The 16,874-nt window shown below is 72.9% G+C and carries 19 protein-coding genes; 12 read left to right on the top strand and 7 right to left on the bottom strand.

All coding sequences use genetic code 11. The features are described 5' to 3' along the window. Position 1: 1 nt before the first annotated feature. Positions 2–1,003 carry an N-acetylglucosamine kinase gene (locus AC3EUJ_RS18015; RefSeq protein WP_431962455.1) on the bottom strand — a complete coding sequence of 334 codons (1,002 nt, stop codon included), beginning with the start codon at positions 1,001–1,003 and terminating at the stop codon, positions 2–4. Between the two features lie 204 nt (positions 1,004–1,207). Here AC3EUJ_RS18015 and AC3EUJ_RS18010 point away from each other — a divergent pair, with 204 nt between their 5' ends. The 3 genes from AC3EUJ_RS18010 to AC3EUJ_RS18000 all read left to right on the top strand — a co-directional run bounded on the left by AC3EUJ_RS18010 (position 1,208) and on the right by AC3EUJ_RS18000 (position 3,569). Then, positions 1,208–2,158 (top strand): MurR/RpiR family transcriptional regulator, encoded by a 951-nt coding sequence (locus AC3EUJ_RS18010; protein ID WP_431962453.1) that lies wholly within the window; start codon positions 1,208–1,210, stop codon positions 2,156–2,158. Positions 2,159–2,210: 52 nt separating this feature from the next. Next, a complete protein-coding gene (gene murQ, locus AC3EUJ_RS18005) occupies positions 2,211–3,107 on the top strand; it encodes an N-acetylmuramic acid 6-phosphate etherase (protein WP_431962451.1) in 897 nt (298 codons plus the stop codon). A gap of 81 nt (positions 3,108–3,188) precedes the next feature. Further along, entirely contained in the window at positions 3,189–3,569 is a 381-nt protein-coding gene (locus AC3EUJ_RS18000) for a thioesterase family protein (RefSeq protein WP_431962449.1), read from the top strand. Positions 3,570–3,836: 267 nt separating this feature from the next. On the opposite strand, the gene AC3EUJ_RS17995 is transcribed toward AC3EUJ_RS18000, so the two are convergent. From AC3EUJ_RS17995 to AC3EUJ_RS17985, 3 genes are all read right to left on the bottom strand, one after another. Then, positions 3,837–4,010 carry a hypothetical protein gene (locus AC3EUJ_RS17995; RefSeq protein ID WP_431962447.1) on the bottom strand — a complete coding sequence of 58 codons (174 nt, stop codon included), beginning with the start codon at positions 4,008–4,010 and terminating at the stop codon, positions 3,837–3,839. A gap of 107 nt (positions 4,011–4,117) precedes the next feature. Further along, complete coding sequence (locus tag AC3EUJ_RS17990) at positions 4,118–4,828, bottom strand: hypothetical protein (protein ID WP_431962445.1); 711 nt, start codon at positions 4,826–4,828, stop codon at positions 4,118–4,120. Beyond that, positions 4,825–5,184: a hypothetical protein gene (locus tag AC3EUJ_RS17985; RefSeq protein ID WP_431962443.1), complete on the bottom strand. Its 360-nt coding sequence runs from the start codon at positions 5,182–5,184 to the stop codon at positions 4,825–4,827. Before AC3EUJ_RS17985 ends, AC3EUJ_RS17990 begins: the two co-directional genes overlap by 4 nt. 193 nt (positions 5,185–5,377) lie before the next feature. Here AC3EUJ_RS17985 and AC3EUJ_RS17980 point away from each other — a divergent pair, with 193 nt between their 5' ends. The 3 genes from AC3EUJ_RS17980 (at position 5,378) to AC3EUJ_RS17970 (ending at position 10,188) form a co-directional block, all read left to right on the top strand. After that, a complete protein-coding gene (locus AC3EUJ_RS17980; protein ID WP_431962441.1) occupies positions 5,378–9,097 on the top strand; it encodes a S8 family serine peptidase in 3,720 nt (1,239 codons plus the stop codon). A 393-nt stretch (positions 9,098–9,490) separates the two neighbouring features. Beyond that, positions 9,491–9,736: an aldehyde dehydrogenase family protein gene (locus AC3EUJ_RS17975; RefSeq protein ID WP_431962439.1), complete on the top strand. Its 246-nt coding sequence runs from the start codon at positions 9,491–9,493 to the stop codon at positions 9,734–9,736. 248 nt (positions 9,737–9,984) lie between these two features. Beyond that, positions 9,985–10,188, top strand: coding sequence for a hypothetical protein (locus AC3EUJ_RS17970; protein WP_431962437.1), 204 nt, complete (start codon positions 9,985–9,987; stop codon positions 10,186–10,188). On the opposite strand, the gene AC3EUJ_RS17965 is transcribed toward AC3EUJ_RS17970, so the two are convergent. Further along, the gene (locus tag AC3EUJ_RS17965; protein ID WP_431962435.1) at positions 10,169–10,711 is read right to left on the bottom strand and encodes a DUF2238 domain-containing protein; all 543 of its coding nucleotides are present in this window, start codon (positions 10,709–10,711) and stop codon (positions 10,169–10,171) included. The two genes, AC3EUJ_RS17970 and AC3EUJ_RS17965, sit on opposite strands and share 20 nt — an antisense overlap. A gap of 495 nt (positions 10,712–11,206) precedes the next feature. On the opposite strand from AC3EUJ_RS17965, the gene AC3EUJ_RS17960 reads away from it, so the two are divergent. Then, positions 11,207–11,680, top strand: a complete 474-nt coding sequence (locus AC3EUJ_RS17960) for a carboxymuconolactone decarboxylase family protein (protein ID WP_431962433.1) — start codon at positions 11,207–11,209, stop codon at positions 11,678–11,680. A gap of 26 nt (positions 11,681–11,706) precedes the next feature. Next, entirely contained in the window at positions 11,707–12,630 is a 924-nt protein-coding gene (locus AC3EUJ_RS17955) for an RNA polymerase sigma-70 factor (RefSeq protein ID WP_431962431.1), read from the top strand. A gap of 11 nt (positions 12,631–12,641) precedes the next feature. Here AC3EUJ_RS17955 and AC3EUJ_RS17950 read toward each other — a convergent pair whose 3' ends face one another. After that, positions 12,642–13,061 carry a hypothetical protein gene (locus tag AC3EUJ_RS17950; RefSeq protein WP_431962429.1) on the bottom strand — a complete coding sequence of 140 codons (420 nt, stop codon included), beginning with the start codon at positions 13,059–13,061 and terminating at the stop codon, positions 12,642–12,644. A 61-nt stretch (positions 13,062–13,122) separates the two neighbouring features. Here AC3EUJ_RS17950 and AC3EUJ_RS17945 point away from each other — a divergent pair, with 61 nt between their 5' ends. Then, positions 13,123–13,671 (top strand): GNAT family N-acetyltransferase, encoded by a 549-nt coding sequence (locus tag AC3EUJ_RS17945; protein ID WP_431962427.1) that lies wholly within the window; start codon positions 13,123–13,125, stop codon positions 13,669–13,671. 174 nt (positions 13,672–13,845) lie between these two features. Next, a complete protein-coding gene (locus AC3EUJ_RS17940) occupies positions 13,846–14,229 on the top strand; it encodes a VOC family protein (protein ID WP_431962425.1) in 384 nt (127 codons plus the stop codon). Positions 14,230–14,232: 3 nt separating this feature from the next. Here the strand turns inward: AC3EUJ_RS17940 and AC3EUJ_RS17935 are convergent, their stop codons facing one another. After that, a complete protein-coding gene (locus AC3EUJ_RS17935; RefSeq protein ID WP_431962423.1) occupies positions 14,233–15,336 on the bottom strand; it encodes a protein kinase family protein in 1,104 nt (367 codons plus the stop codon). A 119-nt stretch (positions 15,337–15,455) separates the two neighbouring features. Between AC3EUJ_RS17935 and AC3EUJ_RS17930 the strand changes: the two genes are divergently transcribed. Both AC3EUJ_RS17930 and AC3EUJ_RS17925 read left to right on the top strand, forming a co-directional pair. After that, on the top strand, positions 15,456–16,358 hold the full coding sequence (locus tag AC3EUJ_RS17930) for an EamA family transporter (protein ID WP_431962552.1): 903 nt from the start codon (positions 15,456–15,458) through the stop codon (positions 16,356–16,358). Positions 16,359–16,467: 109 nt separating this feature from the next. Next, positions 16,468–16,866: a hypothetical protein gene (locus AC3EUJ_RS17925; RefSeq protein ID WP_431962421.1), complete on the top strand. Its 399-nt coding sequence runs from the start codon at positions 16,468–16,470 to the stop codon at positions 16,864–16,866. Positions 16,867–16,874: the final 8 nt, after the last annotated feature.

Raw genomic sequence — 16,874 nt, 5'->3', positions numbered from 1 at the left:
CCTAAGCAACAGCCGGCGGGGTCACCGGCGTGATGGGGACAGATGGTGGGGGCGTCGTCCGGCGGACTCGGACGACATGGGATTCGTGCGGCACGGTGGCGTCCCGTGCCAGCAGGCGCGCGCCGTCCAGCGGGTCCCCGAGCGGGGGCCGCGGGCTCAGCGGTCGCGCGGAGCCCTCGAGCGCCGCGCGCAGCGGCGCCATGAGCGGTTCGCCGAGGCCGGTCAGCCCGCCGGTGACGGTGACGGGCAGGACCTCACCGGTGATCCGGGCGGCGGCCGCGAGCACGGCCTCGCCCAGTGCGGTGGCGGCGTCCCCGACGATGATCCCGGCGACCCGGTCTCCGGCCGCCGCGGCGTGGGCCACGTCCGGGGCGAAGGAGGCCGCGGTGCGGGCGGGGTTGCCACCGGCGGCCAGTGCCGCGGGCAGCGTGTCCGGGTCCCCGAAGCGCCGTGTGGCGGCGGCCAGCAGGGCGGTGTCCGGTCCGCGTCCGTCGTGGGCGCGCAGTGCGGCCCGCAGGCCGGTCACGCCGATCCACGCGCCGCTGCCCTCGTCGCCGAGCCAGGGGCCCCAGCCGTCGACGCGGGCGTACGAGCCGTCCTCGCCGATGCCGATGGCGACCGAGCCGGTGCCGATGGCCAGCACCACGCCCGTACGGCCGCCCAGGGCGCCCGCGTGGGCGGTGACGGCGTCGCTGGTGACGGCGACCTCGTCCGCGGGCAGGTCCCGGAGGAGCAGTTCCGCGAGGGTGCGGGCGGCCTCGGGTGCCGCGGCCGCTCCGGCGGCGCCGACGCAGACGGCGGCGAGCCGGCCCTGGGCGTGGTGCTCCCGGATCAGCGGCAGGACGGCGGCGCGTACGGCGGCACGCGCCGCCTCGACACCGCCCTCGGCAGCGAGCCCGGGAGACCCCGGGACCTCGTGGACGGGGCCGGCGGTGCCGTCCGTGCCGATGAGCACGGCACGGCAGCCCGTCTTCCCCAGGTCCACGGCCACTGCTGCTGTCATGCGGCAACCCTCGTGTCGTACGGGATCCGGCACGTCGGGTGGTCACGGTCGGCGGTGACCGGCGCGGATCGCGGTGCAGCGAGTATCGGAAGGCAGAGCTCCGGATGTCAATAAGTAACTTCACGAAATGCATCACGTAAATTTTTGACGTGACCGACGGGGCGTGGTTACGCTGACGCCACCCACTCAGGAGGGAACCCGCCCATGGCCTCCCAGGACCCGACCCGCACCTTCGCGCAGCCCGCGCAGGAGTCCGCCTCCGGCGGCGACATCCTGACCCGCGTCCGCGCGGCCCTGCCCGGCCTGGCCCCCTCCGAGCGGCGCGTGGCCGAGAGCGTCCTGGCCGATCCGGCACAGGCGGCGGAACTGTCCATCAGCGCCCTCGCCGAACGGGCCGCCACCTCGGTCGCCACCGTCATGCGCTTCTGCCGGACGATGAAGCTGGGCAACTACCCCCAGCTGCGGCTCGCGCTGGCCGCGGCCGCCGCCCGCGAGCACGCGCTCGGCGGCGAGCGCCCGGCCCCGGGCACCGACATCAGCGCCACCGACACCCTCGAACAGATCGTCCACAAGATCGTCTACAACGAGGTCCGCGCCCTGGAGGACTCCGGGGCCGGACTCGACCTCGAGGCGCTCGGCCGCGCCGTCGACGCCGTCGCGGGCGCCCGGCGGGTGGACATCTTCGGCGTCGGCGCCAGCGCCTTCGTCGGCCAGGACCTGCACCAGAAGCTGCACCGCATCGGCCACATGGCGTTCATCTGGACCGACCGCCACGCGGCGCTGACCGCCGCCGCCCTCCTCGGCCCCGGCGACGTGGCCGTGGCCATCTCCCACTCCGGGGAGACCGAGGACACCGTCGAGCCCCTCCAGGCGGCGGCCGAGCGCGGCGCGACCACCATCGCCCTGACCAACGTGCCGGGCTCCACGCTCGCCGACAGCGCCGACCTGGTGCTCGCGACCTTCGCCCGGGAGACCCCCTTCCGGTCCGGCGCCACCGTCAGCCGGATCGCCCAGCTGGCCGTGATCGACTGCCTGTTCGTCGGGGTCGCCCAGCGCTCCTACGACGCCACGACCGCGGCCCTGCAGAAGACCTACGGGGCCGTGCAGCGCCGCAGGCGCCCGCAGGCCCAGCGCCGTACCCCGGCCGACGACTGACCGCCGCCGGCCCCGCACCACACCCCAGCACCACCGAAAGGACGACCGCGCCGTGGACCTCAGCACACTCGGCACCGAGACCCGCAACGAGCGGACCGCCGAACTGGACCGCATGCCGGTCTCCGAGCTCCTCACCGTGATGAACGCCGAGGACCAGACCGTCGCCCTCGCCGTCCGTGAGGCGCTCCCCGACATCGGCACCGCCGTCGAGGCCATCACCGAGTCCCTGCGCCGCGGCGGCCGCCTCGTCTACCTCGGCGCCGGCACCAGCGGCCGCATCGGCCTGCTCGACGCCGTCGAGTGCCCGCCGACCTTCGGCACCGCTCCCGAGCAGGTCGTCGGCCTGCTCTCCGGCGGCCCCGGCGCGTTCATCGTGGCCGTCGAGGGTGCCGAGGACGAGCCCGCCAGGGCGATCGCCGACCTCGACGAAATCGGCATCGGCGACCGGGACACCGTCGTCGGCCTCGCCGCCAGCGGCCGCACCCCCTACGTCATCGGCGGCCTCAAGCACGCCGCGACGCGGGGCGCCGTCACCATCTCCGTGGCCTGCAACCGCGACGCCCTCGTCAGCCGCTACGCCGACATCCCGATCGAGGTGCCCACCGGCCCGGAGATCCTCACCGGCTCGACCCGGCTCAAGGGCGGCACCGCCGAGAAGATGGTCTGCAACATGCTCTCCACCGCCTCGATGGTCCGCCTCGGCAAGGTCTACGGGAACCTCATGGTCGACGTGCGCGCCACCAACAACAAGCTCGTCGACCGCGCACGGCGCATGGTCGTCCAGGCCACCGGCGCCGACCCCGACGTCGCCGCCGAGGCCCTGAGCGCCGCGGGCGGCCACGCCAAGACCGCCATCGTGATGCTGCTCACCGGCACCACCGCCGAGGAGGCCGCCCGGCGCATCGAGCAGGCCCACGGCGACACCCGCACCGCCGCGGGCCAGGCCTGACCCGGCCCCGGGCGCCACGACCGGGACAGCGGGCAACGGCGCCGATCCGTGCAGGCGTGAACGGCGCGCTAGCGTGGTGCCATGCGCCACGAAGTGACCGATGCCGACACCGCGACGGCGGCGGGCAGCGGCGACGTTCCCGTACTGTCCACGCCCCGCCTCATCGCCTGGATGGAGGCGGAGACGGTGCACGCCGCGGCAGCCTTCACCGCGGCGGGGCAGACGACGGTGGGGACGGCGCTGCGTATCGAGCACGTCCACGCCACGCCGGTCGGGGGTAAGGTCGACGTCTTCGCCGAGCCGCCGCCCTCCCCCAGGGGACGGCGCCTCACCTTCCGGGTAGGGGCCCTCGACGACGCGGGCCGGCTGGTCGCGACGGGCGAGATCGACCGTGCCGTCGTCGACCGGGAGCGTTTCCTGGCGGCGGCGCTCGATCCGGGACAGCCCGGCGAGCCGCACTGACCAGACGTCCCCGCCGCGGCGGGTGCGCTCAGACCACGCTGGGAGCCGATGCCGCCGACGGTGCCGTCGGGCTCCGCCGCGAAGTGGAACCTGAGGCGGTGCCGCCTTCGTCGGTGGTCCGCGCATGGTGGCGAGCAGGCTCTCGGCCAGGTGTGGCCGTCCGGTCGTGCGGTTCGAGGAACACCGCCGGCGACCGTCGTGTTCGCCCGCATCACCCTCCCAGCCTGGCCGGCGCCACGACCGGGCTGCTCCGGTACCGGAGGGGAGTCAGTGCTTGAAGACGTCCTTGGTCTTCTCCTTCGCGCCCCGCATCCTGCCGCGCGATTCGAGGGCGGCGCCCTTCGCGGCGAGCTTCTCCTTGTGCATCGCGTGCGCTGTCTTCCGCACGCTCTTCCCGACGACCTGCTCCATCTTCGCCTTGCATTTCTCTGCGGCGCTCATCACGGCACCTCCGCGACCTCTCACCCGGCGCGTGCCCGCGGGGCGGAGGTCGAAACCCGCGGCTGTCCCCGCGGCACTCCGGGCGCGGTCGGTCAGGGGGCTCGTCATCAGTGGACGTCCGCCACTTGCGCGGCGACGGGGAACTCGGCACCGCATTCACCGCAGGTGCCCGTGCCGAAGAGGTGGGTGAGGCCGACGGCGACCGGATCCATGCGCGCGGCGACAGCGGAGTCGTACAGCACCCGTGCCGGCCCGGACAACTCGGCCGGAGCGGCGGGGCGCAGGGGCGTCGCGCCGGGGTCGCCAGGCTCGTGGTCACCCACGGCGGAGAAGTGGCCCGCCTCGCCGATGGAGACGAACACGCCCATGTCGCACGCGGGGCAGAAGACCTCGTACACCTCGTCGATCAAGCCCTCCAGCGCGTACGACCAGACGCGATCCCCGTCGAAGGCCATGAGTGCCTGCAGGAGGTTGACGTAGAGCGCGGGCTCGGCCGGCCGGCGGACCCGGTCGCCCGCGAGGGCCCGGAGGCGCTCGACGCTGCCCGCGTGGTCGCGGCGTTCCCCCTCGTCCGCCGCCGCGACGATCGCCCCGGCCAGGACGAGGGCGTTGTCCCCGTCCTCGTCCTTCCTGCCGCCGAGGTCGGCCAGTTCGGGAAGCGCGGCGAAGCTCGCCGGATAGACGCTGCCCTGGTGGCACAGACGCGACCACAGGTCTCCCCAGACCTCCTCCTCCGGCCCGGTGCCCACCCGCGCGAGAAGGACCGGGACGTCCTCCGCGGTACCGTACGCGTGCCTCAGCCGCGACCAATCCGTCATCCGGGCATCCAACCATGTCGCTGGAGGGGTCGGAGCAGCGAGGTGGTGACCGCGGCGAGGCGTGTGCGGTACTGCGGGTCGTAGCCCTCGGTGGCCGCCCGGGCTTCCTTCTCGTCCTCGAAGTACCGCCCTGCGACGCCCCCCAGTTGGGGCGGGTCGACCCGGCGCCGCGTGGCCGCGGCCCCTGCTCCAGGCAGTCGACGACGTCCATTCCCGACCGGCGGGACATGGCGGGCGCCCGGCACGTGCACGTCCGGAAGCGCCCCCATCAGGTCGGGGCCGAAGAGGTCTTGGACGTCGTCCCACAGCAGATCCGGCCCGGCACCATGCTGCCCGCGGGCACGTCCCGGCCGCACCGTGGTTCGCCCGCCGTGTACCCGAACTCCCGGTCATAGCGGGTCTTGTCGGCACACGACGACGTTCGGGCGGCCCCGCGGTGACACAACTGTGCCATGGCACAAGAGCGACCCCTGGCACCCCTTGAGCGGGGACATGGACCGCCTCGAAGATCAATGGCCGTCCACTCTTCACATGGCTTGAGGAGTTCCCTTGCCCACGGTTCACATCCCCCGGCCCAGGTCCGGGGCGATCGCGCTCGGCGTGGTCGCCGTCCTGGCACTCGGGGTCATACCGGCCACGGCCGCCGTATCCGCGGACGCCGCCGGTCGCGGGCCCGCCGCCGGCGCCGCACTACGGTCACCCGGCAACGGCGGCACGCACACCGTCACCCTGATCACCGGCGACAAGGTCACGATCGGCACCGCACCCGACGGGACGGTCATCCGGTCCTTCGAGGGCGCGGACGGGACCACCACCGGTTTCCACCGCGCCGTCGTCGACGGCGCCACCTACGTCTATCCCGACGCGGTCCTGCCGTACGTCAGCGCGGGGAAGCTGGACGAGCAGCTGTTCAACGTGACCCGGCTGATCGCCGACGGTTACGACGACGCGCACTCCTCCCGGCTGCCGCTCATCGTGAGCTACACCGACGCCGCGGCCAAGTCCCGGACGCTGCCGAAGATGGCGGGCGCCACGGACGTCCACCGGCTGGAGAGCATCCAGGGCGCGGCCCTCGCGCAGAACCGCAAGCAGGCCCCGGCGTTCTGGTCGGCACTGACCGGGGGCGCCGGCGCGGCGGCCCGGTCGGCGAAGCCGACGTTCGCGGCCGGTGTCGCCAAGGTCTGGCTCGACGGCAAGGTGAAGGCCGACCTGGCCGACTCGACCGCGCAGATCGGCGCGGACAAGGTCTGGGCGGAGGGCAACACCGGCGAGGGCGTCAAGGTCGCGGTGCTCGACACCGGAGTCGACGCCGAGCACCCCGACCTCGCCGACCGGATCGCCGACAGCGCCAGCTTCGTCCCCGACGAGCCGGACACCCTCGACTACCAGGGCCACGGCACCCACGTCGCCTCGACGATCGCGGGCACCGGCAGCGCCTCCGACGGCAAGGAGCGGGGCGTCGCCCCCGGTGTCCGCCTGGACGTCGGCAAGGTGCTCAACAGCGAGGGCAGCGGCCAGGAGTCCTGGATCATCGCGGGCATGGAATGGGCTGCCCGGGACCAGAAGGCCAGGGTCATCAGCATGAGCCTGGGCGGCGGTGGTGACCACACCGACCCCATGAGCCAGGCGGTCGACCGGCTCAGCAGCGAGACCGGGGCTCTGTTCGTCATCGCGGCGGGCAACGGCGGTCCGCACAGCATCGGCAGCCCCGGTGCCGCGGACTCCGCGCTGACTGTGGGTGCCGTGGACTCCGCGGACCGGCTCGCCGAGTTCTCCAGCACCGGCCCGCGTGACGGCGACGCCGGGCTGAAGCCGGAGATCACGGCGCCCGGCGTCGACATCCTGGCGGCCCGCTCCCACTACAAGCGGGGCTCGGGCTACTACACCAGCATGAGCGGCACCTCGATGGCGACCCCGCACGTCGCCGGAGCCGCCGCGCTGCTGGCCGCCGCCCACCCGGACTGGACCGGCCCGCAGTTGAAGGAGGCGCTGGTCAGCAGCGCCAAGGCCACCCCCGCGTACTCCCCGTACGAGGCGGGCGCCGGGCGACTGGACGCCCCGGCGGCGGTCCACACCTCGGTCTTCGCGACCGTCAGTGCCTTCTCCGGTTTCCACGCCTGGCCCCAGACGCCAGGAGAGACCGACGTCCAGAAGGTGACGTACACCAACACCGGCGACGCGGCGGTCGGCCTGAACCTGGCCATCGACTCGAAGGCCCCGGCAGGGCTGTTCACTCTCTCCGAGGACAGGGTCACCGTCCCGGCGCACGGCACGGCCTCGGTCTCCCTGACCGCGGACCTGGACCGGCTGCCGCTCGACCAGTCGGTCAGCGGCTTGATCACCGGCACGGACGGCACCGGAACGGTCCGGGCCAAGACCCTGATCGGTGCCGCCAAGGAGGGGCAGCGGCAGACCCTGACCGTCACCGCCAAGGACCGCTCGGGCAAGCCGCTGGCCGGCCGCGTCATGCTCACCGCCGAGGGCCTCTTCACGACGATCGACCTCGACGAGTCCGGCACCGGCACGGCGCGGCTGCCCGTCGGCACCTACAGCGGCTGGCTCACCGCGGACGTGCAGGGCGCCAACGGCCCGCACTCGCTCGGCATGGCGCTGCTCGCCTTCAACGACGTGCGGCTGGACCAGGACCGGTCCGTCACCCTCGACGGCCGCAAGATGCGTCAGATCCTGGCGCGTGCCCCGCAGCAGACCACCCCCGTCGCACCGCGGCTGGACGTCCACCGGTCCTTCGGCAACAGCCTGGTCGAGTCGTCCATGCTGCCCAACGAGACCTACGACAGCATCTGGGCGCTCCCGACCGGCAAGAAGGTCACCGACGGCACGTTCGAGTTCGGTGCCCGCTTCCGGCTGGAGCAGCCCGCGCTGACCGTGAGCACGGCCTCCAGGACCTACGCCGACCCGTTGGTCAAGCGCGGCTCCAAGCCGCTGCCCGCCGGCACCCGGACGCTCACGGCGGTCTACGCCGGTGCGGGCACGGCCGCGGAACTGGCCCGCACGAACGTACGCGGCAAGGCCGTGGTGGTGCGGGGCGGCAGCGCGTCCGGAATCCAGGCGCAGGCGGAGGCCGCCGCGGCGGCGGGCGCGCAGGTGCTCGTCGTCGTCAACGACGGCATCGGCCGGCTCCAGCCCTGGGACGAGGTCCCGTGGAGCCCGCAGAGCCCGGCGCCGCTGACGGTGGCGACCCTCAACGCCGACCAGGGCGCCGACCTGATCGGCGCACTCGGGCACGGCACGGTCAGGCTGAAGGTCACCTCGAACCCCACGACCGACTACGTCTACGACGTGGTGCGCCACTGGTCCGGCGCGGTACCGACGGACCCGACCTGGCGCGTCGCACAGCGCGACCTGGGCAAGGTGAACGTCTCGTTCCGCAACCACCGCCAGGGCAAGGCGATGGAGTTCCGCCCCGACGTCTGGCAGGGCTGGGTGGTCGGCAACCAGCTCACCGCTCCCGCTCAGGGCGACCGGACCGACTGGGTCACCGCCGACGCCGGTTGGCTGGACGACGCCTACATCGCGGGCGAGACCGGGCAGCACGCGATGGACGTCCTGCGCTACCCGGCCGGGAAGACGGCCGAGGTCAGCTGGTTCGGGCCGATCCAGCGCCCCCGGATGGGCCCCATCGGCTACCAGCCGGTCCGCTACCTCGACGGCGTCTACATCCCCGCCCCCGGCTGGGGCGACTCCGGCTCCGGCCACGTCGGCGAGGCCTACGGCAACTACGACGTGAAGGACTGGATGTCGCTCTACCAGGGCGACCGGCAGCTCAACTGGGGCAACTCCGAGTACCTGCCGATCACCGGGCTCGCCCCCGAACGGCTGCCCTACCGGCTGGTCGTCGACAACGACCGGGCGGCCTGGACCCACCCGTACTCGACGCACACCCTGACCGAGTGGAACTTCACCTCCGAGGCCACCGGCCCCGAGGCGGCGGTGTCCCTGCCATTGATCCAGCTCGACTACGGCGTGGCCACCGACAAGGCCGGCCAGGCCGACCGGCACGCCAAGCTGACCGTGACCGCCTCGCACCTGCCCGGCACGACCGCCGCCATCGGGAAGCCCTCGCTCGAGGTCTCCTACGACGACGGGAAGACCTGGCAGCGAGCCGGCCTGGACCGCAGCGGCAGCGGCTGGCAGACGGGGCTGCGCGCCCCGAAGTCCGCGGGCTTCGCCACGCTCCGGGTCACCGCCCGGGACGACGCGGGCAACACCGTGTCGCAGACGATCACCCGGGCCTTCGGCCTGCGCTGACGCCCCGGCACATCACCCGGCGGGCGGCACCGCGACCAGCGGTCCCGCCCGTCGGCGTTTCCGGCCGCCCAGGGCCTCGGCGAAGCGCATCCCCGTGGCCCGCGGCCGTTCCTGCGCGACGTCGCCGCGACATTCCGCACGGCGCCGGCGTGGGCGACACGCTGGACCGCGCCACACAGATCGGCCGTTCGTCAGCGCGAGGCAGCGCGCCCGCGTGGAGGGCCGCATCGCCAGGGGCCTGCACGAGGGCCCCCGGCTGACGACGGGCGGCACCGGCCGGTCGCTCTCGACCGGGGCTGGTCCGTCGGCCGACCGTCTTGGCCGCGTGGACAACGCCTCGGCCGGCGCACATGAGGAGATCTGCGGGCCCGTGCGTCGATCACGCCGTACGACGTGCACGAGGCCGTCAGGCTCGCCGACGACTCCGCCCGCGACCTCGCGGGAACGGCCTGGACCGCCGATCCCGAGCCCGGCACGCGCGTGGCCCGGCGCATCCGCAGCGGCACGGCCTGGACCAACGGCTACGTGCCGGACATCGCCTCCCCGTACGGGGACGTGCAGGCCGGTGGCCCCGGTCGGGAGCCGGCCGCGGAGGTGCTCCAGGCGTCCCAGCAGTCGCGGTCGGTCCACCAGCGGTGACGCCGGCGCCATGGTGCGGCGGCCGTCACAGGCTCGGCAATCGTCACCACCTTGACAGGTGATGCAGCCTGTGCGACGGTCGCATCAGCCGCGGTGGTATCCGACTCCGCCGATCCCCCACCGGAGGATTCCCGTGAAAGTGCTCAGCGTCATGAAAGTGGCCACGGTGGCCGTGGCCATCGTCACCGTCGCCTGCGGGTGTTTCCTCCAGGTCTTCTGAGGACGGCACAGCGAGAGAGAGGAGCGGCATGCCCAGCACGCAGCAGGCCGTCAAGGTCGTGAAGGTGGTCAGGACCGCGGACACCGGCGCGGTGGCGCGCCGGACCCGCTTCGGCACCCTGCCCGAACGCGTCCGGCCCGAGGACACCACGGAGGTGGTCCCCGTCGTGGAGCGGTACCCCTCACAGGACCTCTACGACCACGAGAAGTGGCTCACCTGCAGGTGGGTGTAGCCGCGGGCGCCGCGCCCCCGGGCGGACCCCGGTCCGTTGGGGGCGCGGCCCCTCGTGACGTGCGGAGTTCGAAGAACGCGCTGAACGCCATGCAGGCGCAGACGACGAGCGGCGCGAGCCGGCGACCGCCGCGCAGCGGGGAGGCGCGCACGAGGATCTCACGGACGAGCACGGCGGGCACGAAGCCCTGCATGAGGTGACCGATCCGGTCGTACGGGTTGCGCGACAGGCTCGGGGTGTCGCGCAGCCAGTCCCCGAAGGCGAGCTGGGCACAGGTGTGGTGACCGTCCACCGGCAGCACCAGGGCGTGCGGGGCCGGCAGCGCGCACAGCAGCCCGGTCAGCCGGAACCGGCGCCGCGGGGCGACCGCGAGCGGCAACCCGAGCATGATCCAGAAGGTCCCCGGCGCCCATGTGCCGCGGTCGCGCGGATGGACCCCGTACACCACGAGTGCGGCGAGCGCGAAGCCGGCGGCTAGCACGGGCAGTGCGGCGCGCGGGACGGGGACGGTGAGGTCTGTCATGCCCCGTAGGGTCGTGGGGTGCGGCACGCGGGCGCATGGGTACGGCTGCGCACGCTTTCGCTCGCGCGGGACCGCCCCGCGGCTCGCGGCTCGCGGCTCGCGGCTGTGGGGCGACACGTACCGCCCTTGCGTAGGTGCCCCCCTCATTGATCGCGGGCGTTCCTCGGCCCCGCTTGCGCTCAGAAGGGCTGACGACGGATGAGGCACCCCGCGCGGTGGCCGTGGCGGCGCCTGCGAGGCCGAGTCCGGTGAGGGCTGCCATGAGACGCCCTGATGTGGCCGAGCCACCCCGTACCCCCTGGCTCATCAGGACCGCCCACCGCACGGCATGAGATCGCCGGCCGCCAGGTCGGCGAGAGAGTCCATCAGCCGGGAGACGCAGCTCACATCGGGCGATGTCACTGGGATGCGGGCTGCCTCGTCCCAAGGGGTGAAGCCGTGGGGCCGACGACGGACGGCCACGGACGACCCCGTACGACACCCGAGGAGCACACCATGGACGCTCGACTGGACTACCTCGCCAGCCCGACCGCGAGCAGGGCCTTCAAGCACTTCATGTCGGTGGGCAAGGCGTTCAAGGAGTCGCCGCTGCCGGCCGCGACGCAGGAGCTCGTGGCGCTGCGGGTCAGCCAGATCAACGGCTGCGGCGCCTGCATCGACATGCACACCAAGGAGGCCGCCGCCGCGGGCGAGACCCCGGTGCGGCTGCATCTGGTCGCGGCGTGGCGGGAGGCCACGGTCTTCACCGAGGCCGAACGTGCCGCGCTGGAGCTGGCGGAGGAGGGCACCCGCGTCGCGGACGCCGGCACCGGGGTCAGCGACGAGGTGTGGGCCCGCGCCGCCCGGCACTTCGACGGCGAGCAGCTCACCGCGCTGGTGCTCCTGGTCTCCTTCATGAACGCGGTGAACCGGCTTAACATCATCGCCCGTCAGCCGGCCGGTGACTACGAGCCCGGGCGGTTCCACTGACCGGGAGCAGGGGAAGGGGATCGGGCGTGGGCAAGGTGGAGGAATTCGAGGAGCTGCGGCCGCTGCTGTTCTCGATCGCGTACCGGATCCTGGGCAGCGTGGGCGAGGCCGAGGATGCGGTGCAGGAGACATGGCTGCGCTTCGACGCCTCCTCCACCCGGCCCGTTTCGACGAAGGCGTTCCTGTCGGCGGCGGTGACGCGCGTCTCGATCGACGTGCTGCGCTCGGCGCGGGCGCGGCGGGAGCAGTACGTCGGGCCGTGGTTCCCCGAGCCGCTGCTGAGTGATCCGTACCAGGATCCGGCGCGGTCGGCCGAGCTCGCCGACTCTCTGTCGATGGCCGCCCTCCTGCTGCTGGAGCGGCTCAGCCCGCTCGAACGGTCGGTGTTCGTGCTGCGGGAGGTGTTCGGCTTCGGCTTCGGCGAGGTCGCCCAGGCGGTCGGGCGGTCGGAGGCGGCGTGCCGTCAGCTGCTGGTGCGGGCGCGGCGGCACATGGAGGCCGGGCGGCCGCGGTTCTCGGCGGACCGCGGGGCGCGGCAGGAGCTGGCGCAGCGGTTCTTCGACGCGCTGAAGGACGGCGACGTGGACGCGCTGCGCGAACTGCTCGCCGCCGACGTACAACTGGTCGGGGACGGCGGCGGCAGGGCCCCGCAGCTGGCACGGGCCGTCTTCGGCGCGGACAACGTGGCCCGGGTGCTGGGCACGGCCTTCCCCTGGCTGCTCCGGATCGACGTGACGTTCGAGCCGCGCGAGGTCAACGGCCAGCCCGGGGCGATCTTCCGCGACCGGGACGGCAGGGTCCTGCACACCCTGGTCCTCGACGTGCTCGACGGGCGGATCCAGGCCGTCCGCACGGTGCTCAACCCCGACAAGCTCGGCCACCTCGGCCCGGTCGCCGACGCCTGGGCCGTCCACCGGGAGGTGAAGCGGGCGCGCCGGCGGGGGAACTGACCCGGGGGCCGTCAGCGCCGGCGCGGACCGGTGAGGGCGGCCTCCAGGGCCTCACCCGTCATCTCGACGACGACGGCGGCGTCCCGCATGCCCGCCGGAAGGTGCGCGTACTCCTCCGCCCGGCACACGACACCGACCCCACCCGGGTCGAGGACGACCGCGCCGAGCCGGGAGACCAGTTCCGCGACGATCCCGAACACCTCGCCGGCATGCGGGCGCGAGACCATGATGTCGCGCTCGCCGACGAAGATCTCCGCCTCGCCGCCATCGGCGGCCCGCACGAAGAACTGCAGCCCGCCGTCCTCCCTCGCGGTGAGCCGCGGGTCGCCGACATCGTGCGGTTCCAGGACGGCCCGCACCAGCGCCAAATCCACGGGCACGGGCACGGCCGCCCCGTCGACGAAAGTGAAGATCAACGGGCTCCACCCCACGACAACTCCTCCCCGCCCAAAACCGTGTGCGCCGACCGGGACAGGAACCTACCCTCCGGTCATGGACCTTCGCGAAGAGCTCCCGGGCGACCACGAGTCCGTGCGGGACGTCCACCTGCGGGCGTTCGGCGACCACGGCCGAGTGGTGGCCGATCTGGCCGACACCCTGCGCGGGAGCATCACGCCCGCGGACGGTCTCTCACTGGTCGCCGAAGACGACGGCCGGGTCGTCGGGCACGTGATGTTCACCCGCGGCCTGCTCGACGCCCCGCGGCGACTGGTCGAGGTACAGGTGCTCAGCCCGCTGGCCGTCCTGCCCGGACACCAAGGGACCGGCGTCGGCACGCATCTGGTCCGGCACGGCCTGCGCACCCTCGCCGAGCGGGCGGTCCCCGTCGTCTTCGTCGAGGGCGATCCGGCCTACTACTCGCGCCTCGGTTTCCTGCCCGGCGGCGACCACGGCTTCCGCAGGCCGTCCCTGCGCATCCCGGACGCGGCCTTCCAGGCGATGACGCTCCCCGCGTACGAGCCCTGGATGACCGGCACCTTCGTCTACGCCGACCCCTTCTGGCGCCACGACGCGGTGGGCCTGCGTGATCCCCACGCATGAAACGTGTCCGGTCGGTCAAGCGGTTGCCGCTCGAGCCCGGTCGACCGCTCGTCCGGTGACGCAGTGAACGGCGTCCTGGCTGAGGACGACCGAGGCGATCGACTTCGTCGGTGCACGCGAGGGCTCGGCGCAATCCGGTGGCGTCCGGAGGGGAAGTCGGGAAGGCTCGCGCCCATGGTTTCAGTAGTGCAGAACATCGCGATCGACTGTGCGGATGCCTACGAGCTGGCCCGGTTCTGGAGCGCGGTGACCGGCCGCCCGCTGCATCCGGAGGACGGACCGGGTGACCGGGAGACCCAGGTGACGCTCGCGGACGGACCGGCGCTGTACTTCAACCAGGTGCCCGAGCCCAAGACCGTCAAGAACCGGCTCCATCTGTGTCTGCGCCCCGAGACCTCGCGCGACCAGGAGGTGGAACGGCTGCTGGGCCTCGGTGCCACCTTTGTCGCCGATCACCGCAATCCCGACGGCTCCGGCTGGGCGGTCCTCGCCGACCCCGAGGGCAACGAATTCTGCGTCCTCCGCAGCGAGTCCGACCGTGCCGCGATGAGTTCCTGACGCTCACGCCCCGCCCCGGGCGGGGCGCCCGTCAGCGAACGGGAAGGCGTGTCCCCCGTCCAGCCGGTGGATCTCGTCCAGCGGGTAGGGGGTCCGCCTGCTCCGGCGCTGGAACGAGAGGTTGAAGTCGGAGATCACCGCGGCCATCGGCGCGTGCCGGGCGATGATCGCCGCGGCCTCCTCGGGGATTCCTGCGGGGCGCCTGCCCCCGGCGTAGGCGCGCACCAGCGCGGCGCGGCCGTCCCGGTCCTCCCTCCGGTATCCGTACAACGCGGTGACCAGCCAGTTCACCAGATAGGTGGCGGTGTAACAGCGGTCGTAGGCCTGATGCCGGTCGAAGAAGACGGCCTCGTCCTGCGACAGCTCGAACCCGGAGGAGAGAGCGAGACCGTAGTCCGCGAAATAGAGACGCCGGCCGTCGGTGAGGATGTTCTCGAAGTGCGCGTCGAAGTGGAGGAGTCCGCGGCTGTTCATGAACGAGGTGCCGGCCGCCAGCTCCCGCTCCACCATGGCGCAGGCCCGGTCGGCGGACTCGTCCCCGGCTTCGACCTGGGTGCCCAGCCACTGGTGCAGGTTCTGCGGGATGTACTCCAGGAAGAGCGCGACGCTCGCCGAGGACTGCCGGATGGCCTCGATCCGGCGGCGCACCTGCGATCCGCCGCCCCAGTAGGCAACGGCCCTTTCCACGTCGGCCAGTTCGTCGGGCAGGGGAGTCGAGTCCGGCAGCACCCGCCAGTGGTACATCAGCGGGAAGCCGTCGTGTTCCGCGGTGAGCACCCAGTTCGTCGTCATGGTGTGCGCGGCCAGTTCTCGCCAGGCTCCGAAGCCCGGCCCGCCGATGGTGCCGACGCCGTAGTGACAGAAGTCGGGCAGCTCGAACACATTCGCCGTGGACCGGAGGTTCTCGGGTCGCCGCTCCACGTCGGTGAGGGGGACCCGCTTGACGAAGACCGGGCTTCCGGCGACCTCCAGCAGGGCCGACGTCCCGCCGATGCCGGATCCCAGGGGCACGGCCACCTCGACGAGTTCGCGCAGGGCGCGATCACCGTACGAGGCCAGGGACGACGAGACGGCGCTGTGGGCGGACAGCCGCGCATCGCGCGACATGTCAGGGCACTTCACTGTGGCCTCCACCTGGGGGACTACCCCGGTTCAGCTGTGGCCGCGCCGCCGGAAAATCACATGACGCGCGGCGCCCGGTCGTCGACAATCCTCGCGTGGCCACCATGAACGTCGACCGGACTCTACACGGCCCGTCCCCCCGGTCCTCCCTGACCGCGCTCGCCGGACGCACCTATGGCGCGATCCCGCCCACCGCGCTGGTGCTGCTCGGGATCGTGAGCGTCCAGGTGGGCTCGGCCCTGGCCAAGCACCTGTTCGGCGCGGTGGGCAGCTTCGGGACGGTCGCGTTGCGGCTGTTCTTCGCTGCGGCGGTGCTGATGCTGTTCTGGCGGCCGTCCCCCCGCATGAACCGTCGCGCGTGGACGGTGGTGCTCGGCTACGGCGTGACGCTCGGCCTGATGAACCTGTGCTTCTACCTGTCGCTGGCCCGGATCCCGCTGGGGATCGCGGTGACGGTCGAGTTCCTCGGGCCGCTGACGGTGGCGCTGGCCGGGTCGAGGCGATGGCTGGACGCCTTCTGGGCCCTGCTCGCGGCGGGCGGTGTGGTCCTGCTGATGGAGCAACGCGGCGAACTCCACGTGTCCGGTCTTCTGTTCGCCCTCGCCGCGGGAACGTGCTGGGGCCTGTACATCCTGGTCGGCGCGGCGCTGGGCCGCCACACCACGGAAGGCAGCGGCCTGGCCCTGGGAATGGCCGTCGCGGCACTGGTGACCGTGCCGTTCGGCGTGGCCGACGGCGGGACGGCGCTGGTCCAGCCGTGGGTCCTGCTCGCCGGGCTCGGCGTGGCGCTGCTGTCGTCGGTGATCCCGTACTCACTGGACCTGGAGGCACTGCGCAGGATCCCCCCGCGCGTCTTCGGCATCCTGATGAGCCTCGAACCGGCGATGGCGGCCCTGATCGGCCTCGTCGTGCTCCACGAGTCGCTGCACTGGTCGCAGTGGATCGCGGTGCTGTGCGTGGTGGCCGCGTCGGCGGGCGCCGCACGCGAGACCCGTCCGGACGCCTGACCGCCCCCGACGCCAGACCCCGGCATGGTGCCGGCACAGCATCACGGCTGTGTCGGACGGCCTTTGTAGGATCACGGCGTCAGGGCACAGGGTCTGAGGGGACACGGCGTTGGCAAGACCGCGGATACGTCTCGGCGACGACACTTCGTGGCTGGAACTGGTGCACACCGGCGGGGAGGACTCGCGGGTCACAGCGGACTGGTGCTCGTCGCTGACCGCCGATTTCGAGGCCTGTCTCACCTTCGGGGAGGTCGCGGACTTCGCCGCGCGCATGCTCTCCCGGCTGTCCGCCCCCGACGGCCACGCCTTCTCCGAGGACGTGACGGCCGGCCGCAACAACCCGCTGCGGCTGACGGGCGATCCCGTTGAGGACGGCTACGCCCTCTACGTGACCCTGACGCCCAACGGGGACGACAACGTGTGTCTGCTGCGGATGGACATGGATCCGGTCGACGCCGGCGAGCTGCGTGATCTGTTCGGCGCGTTGCGCGCGTCGTTGGCGCGCTGACCGCGTGG

The sequence above is a fragment of the Actinacidiphila sp. bgisy160 genome, assembly GCF_057707815.1.
The sequence above is the reverse complement of the archived record's forward strand: the minus strand, read 5'-3'. Positions and strand labels throughout refer to the sequence as shown.

Excerpts from the sequence above, each read along its gene's own strand:
- AC3EUJ_RS18015 (WP_431962455.1), bottom strand. The coding sequence starts at position 1,003 with ATGACAGCAGCAGTGGCCGTGGACCTGGGGAAGACGGGCTGCCGTGCC.
- AC3EUJ_RS18010 (WP_431962453.1), top strand. The coding sequence starts at position 1,208 with ATGGCCTCCCAGGACCCGACCCGCACCTTCGCGCAGCCCGCGCAGGAG.
- AC3EUJ_RS18000 (WP_431962449.1), top strand. The coding sequence starts at position 3,189 with ATGCGCCACGAAGTGACCGATGCCGACACCGCGACGGCGGCGGGCAGC.
- AC3EUJ_RS17995 (WP_431962447.1), bottom strand. The coding sequence starts at position 4,010 with ATGAGCGCCGCAGAGAAATGCAAGGCGAAGATGGAGCAGGTCGTCGGG.
- AC3EUJ_RS17990 (WP_431962445.1), bottom strand. The coding sequence starts at position 4,828 with ATGACGGATTGGTCGCGGCTGAGGCACGCGTACGGTACCGCGGAGGAC.
- AC3EUJ_RS17970 (WP_431962437.1), top strand. The coding sequence starts at position 9,985 with ATGCCCAGCACGCAGCAGGCCGTCAAGGTCGTGAAGGTGGTCAGGACC.
- AC3EUJ_RS17965 (WP_431962435.1), bottom strand. The coding sequence starts at position 10,711 with ATGACAGACCTCACCGTCCCCGTCCCGCGCGCCGCACTGCCCGTGCTA.
- AC3EUJ_RS17960 (WP_431962433.1), top strand. The coding sequence starts at position 11,207 with ATGGACGCTCGACTGGACTACCTCGCCAGCCCGACCGCGAGCAGGGCC.
- AC3EUJ_RS17945 (WP_431962427.1), top strand. The coding sequence starts at position 13,123 with ATGGACCTTCGCGAAGAGCTCCCGGGCGACCACGAGTCCGTGCGGGAC.
- AC3EUJ_RS17940 (WP_431962425.1), top strand. The coding sequence starts at position 13,846 with ATGGTTTCAGTAGTGCAGAACATCGCGATCGACTGTGCGGATGCCTAC.
- AC3EUJ_RS17935 (WP_431962423.1), bottom strand. The coding sequence starts at position 15,336 with ATGTCGCGCGATGCGCGGCTGTCCGCCCACAGCGCCGTCTCGTCGTCC.
- AC3EUJ_RS17930 (WP_431962552.1), top strand. The coding sequence starts at position 15,456 with ATGAACGTCGACCGGACTCTACACGGCCCGTCCCCCCGGTCCTCCCTG.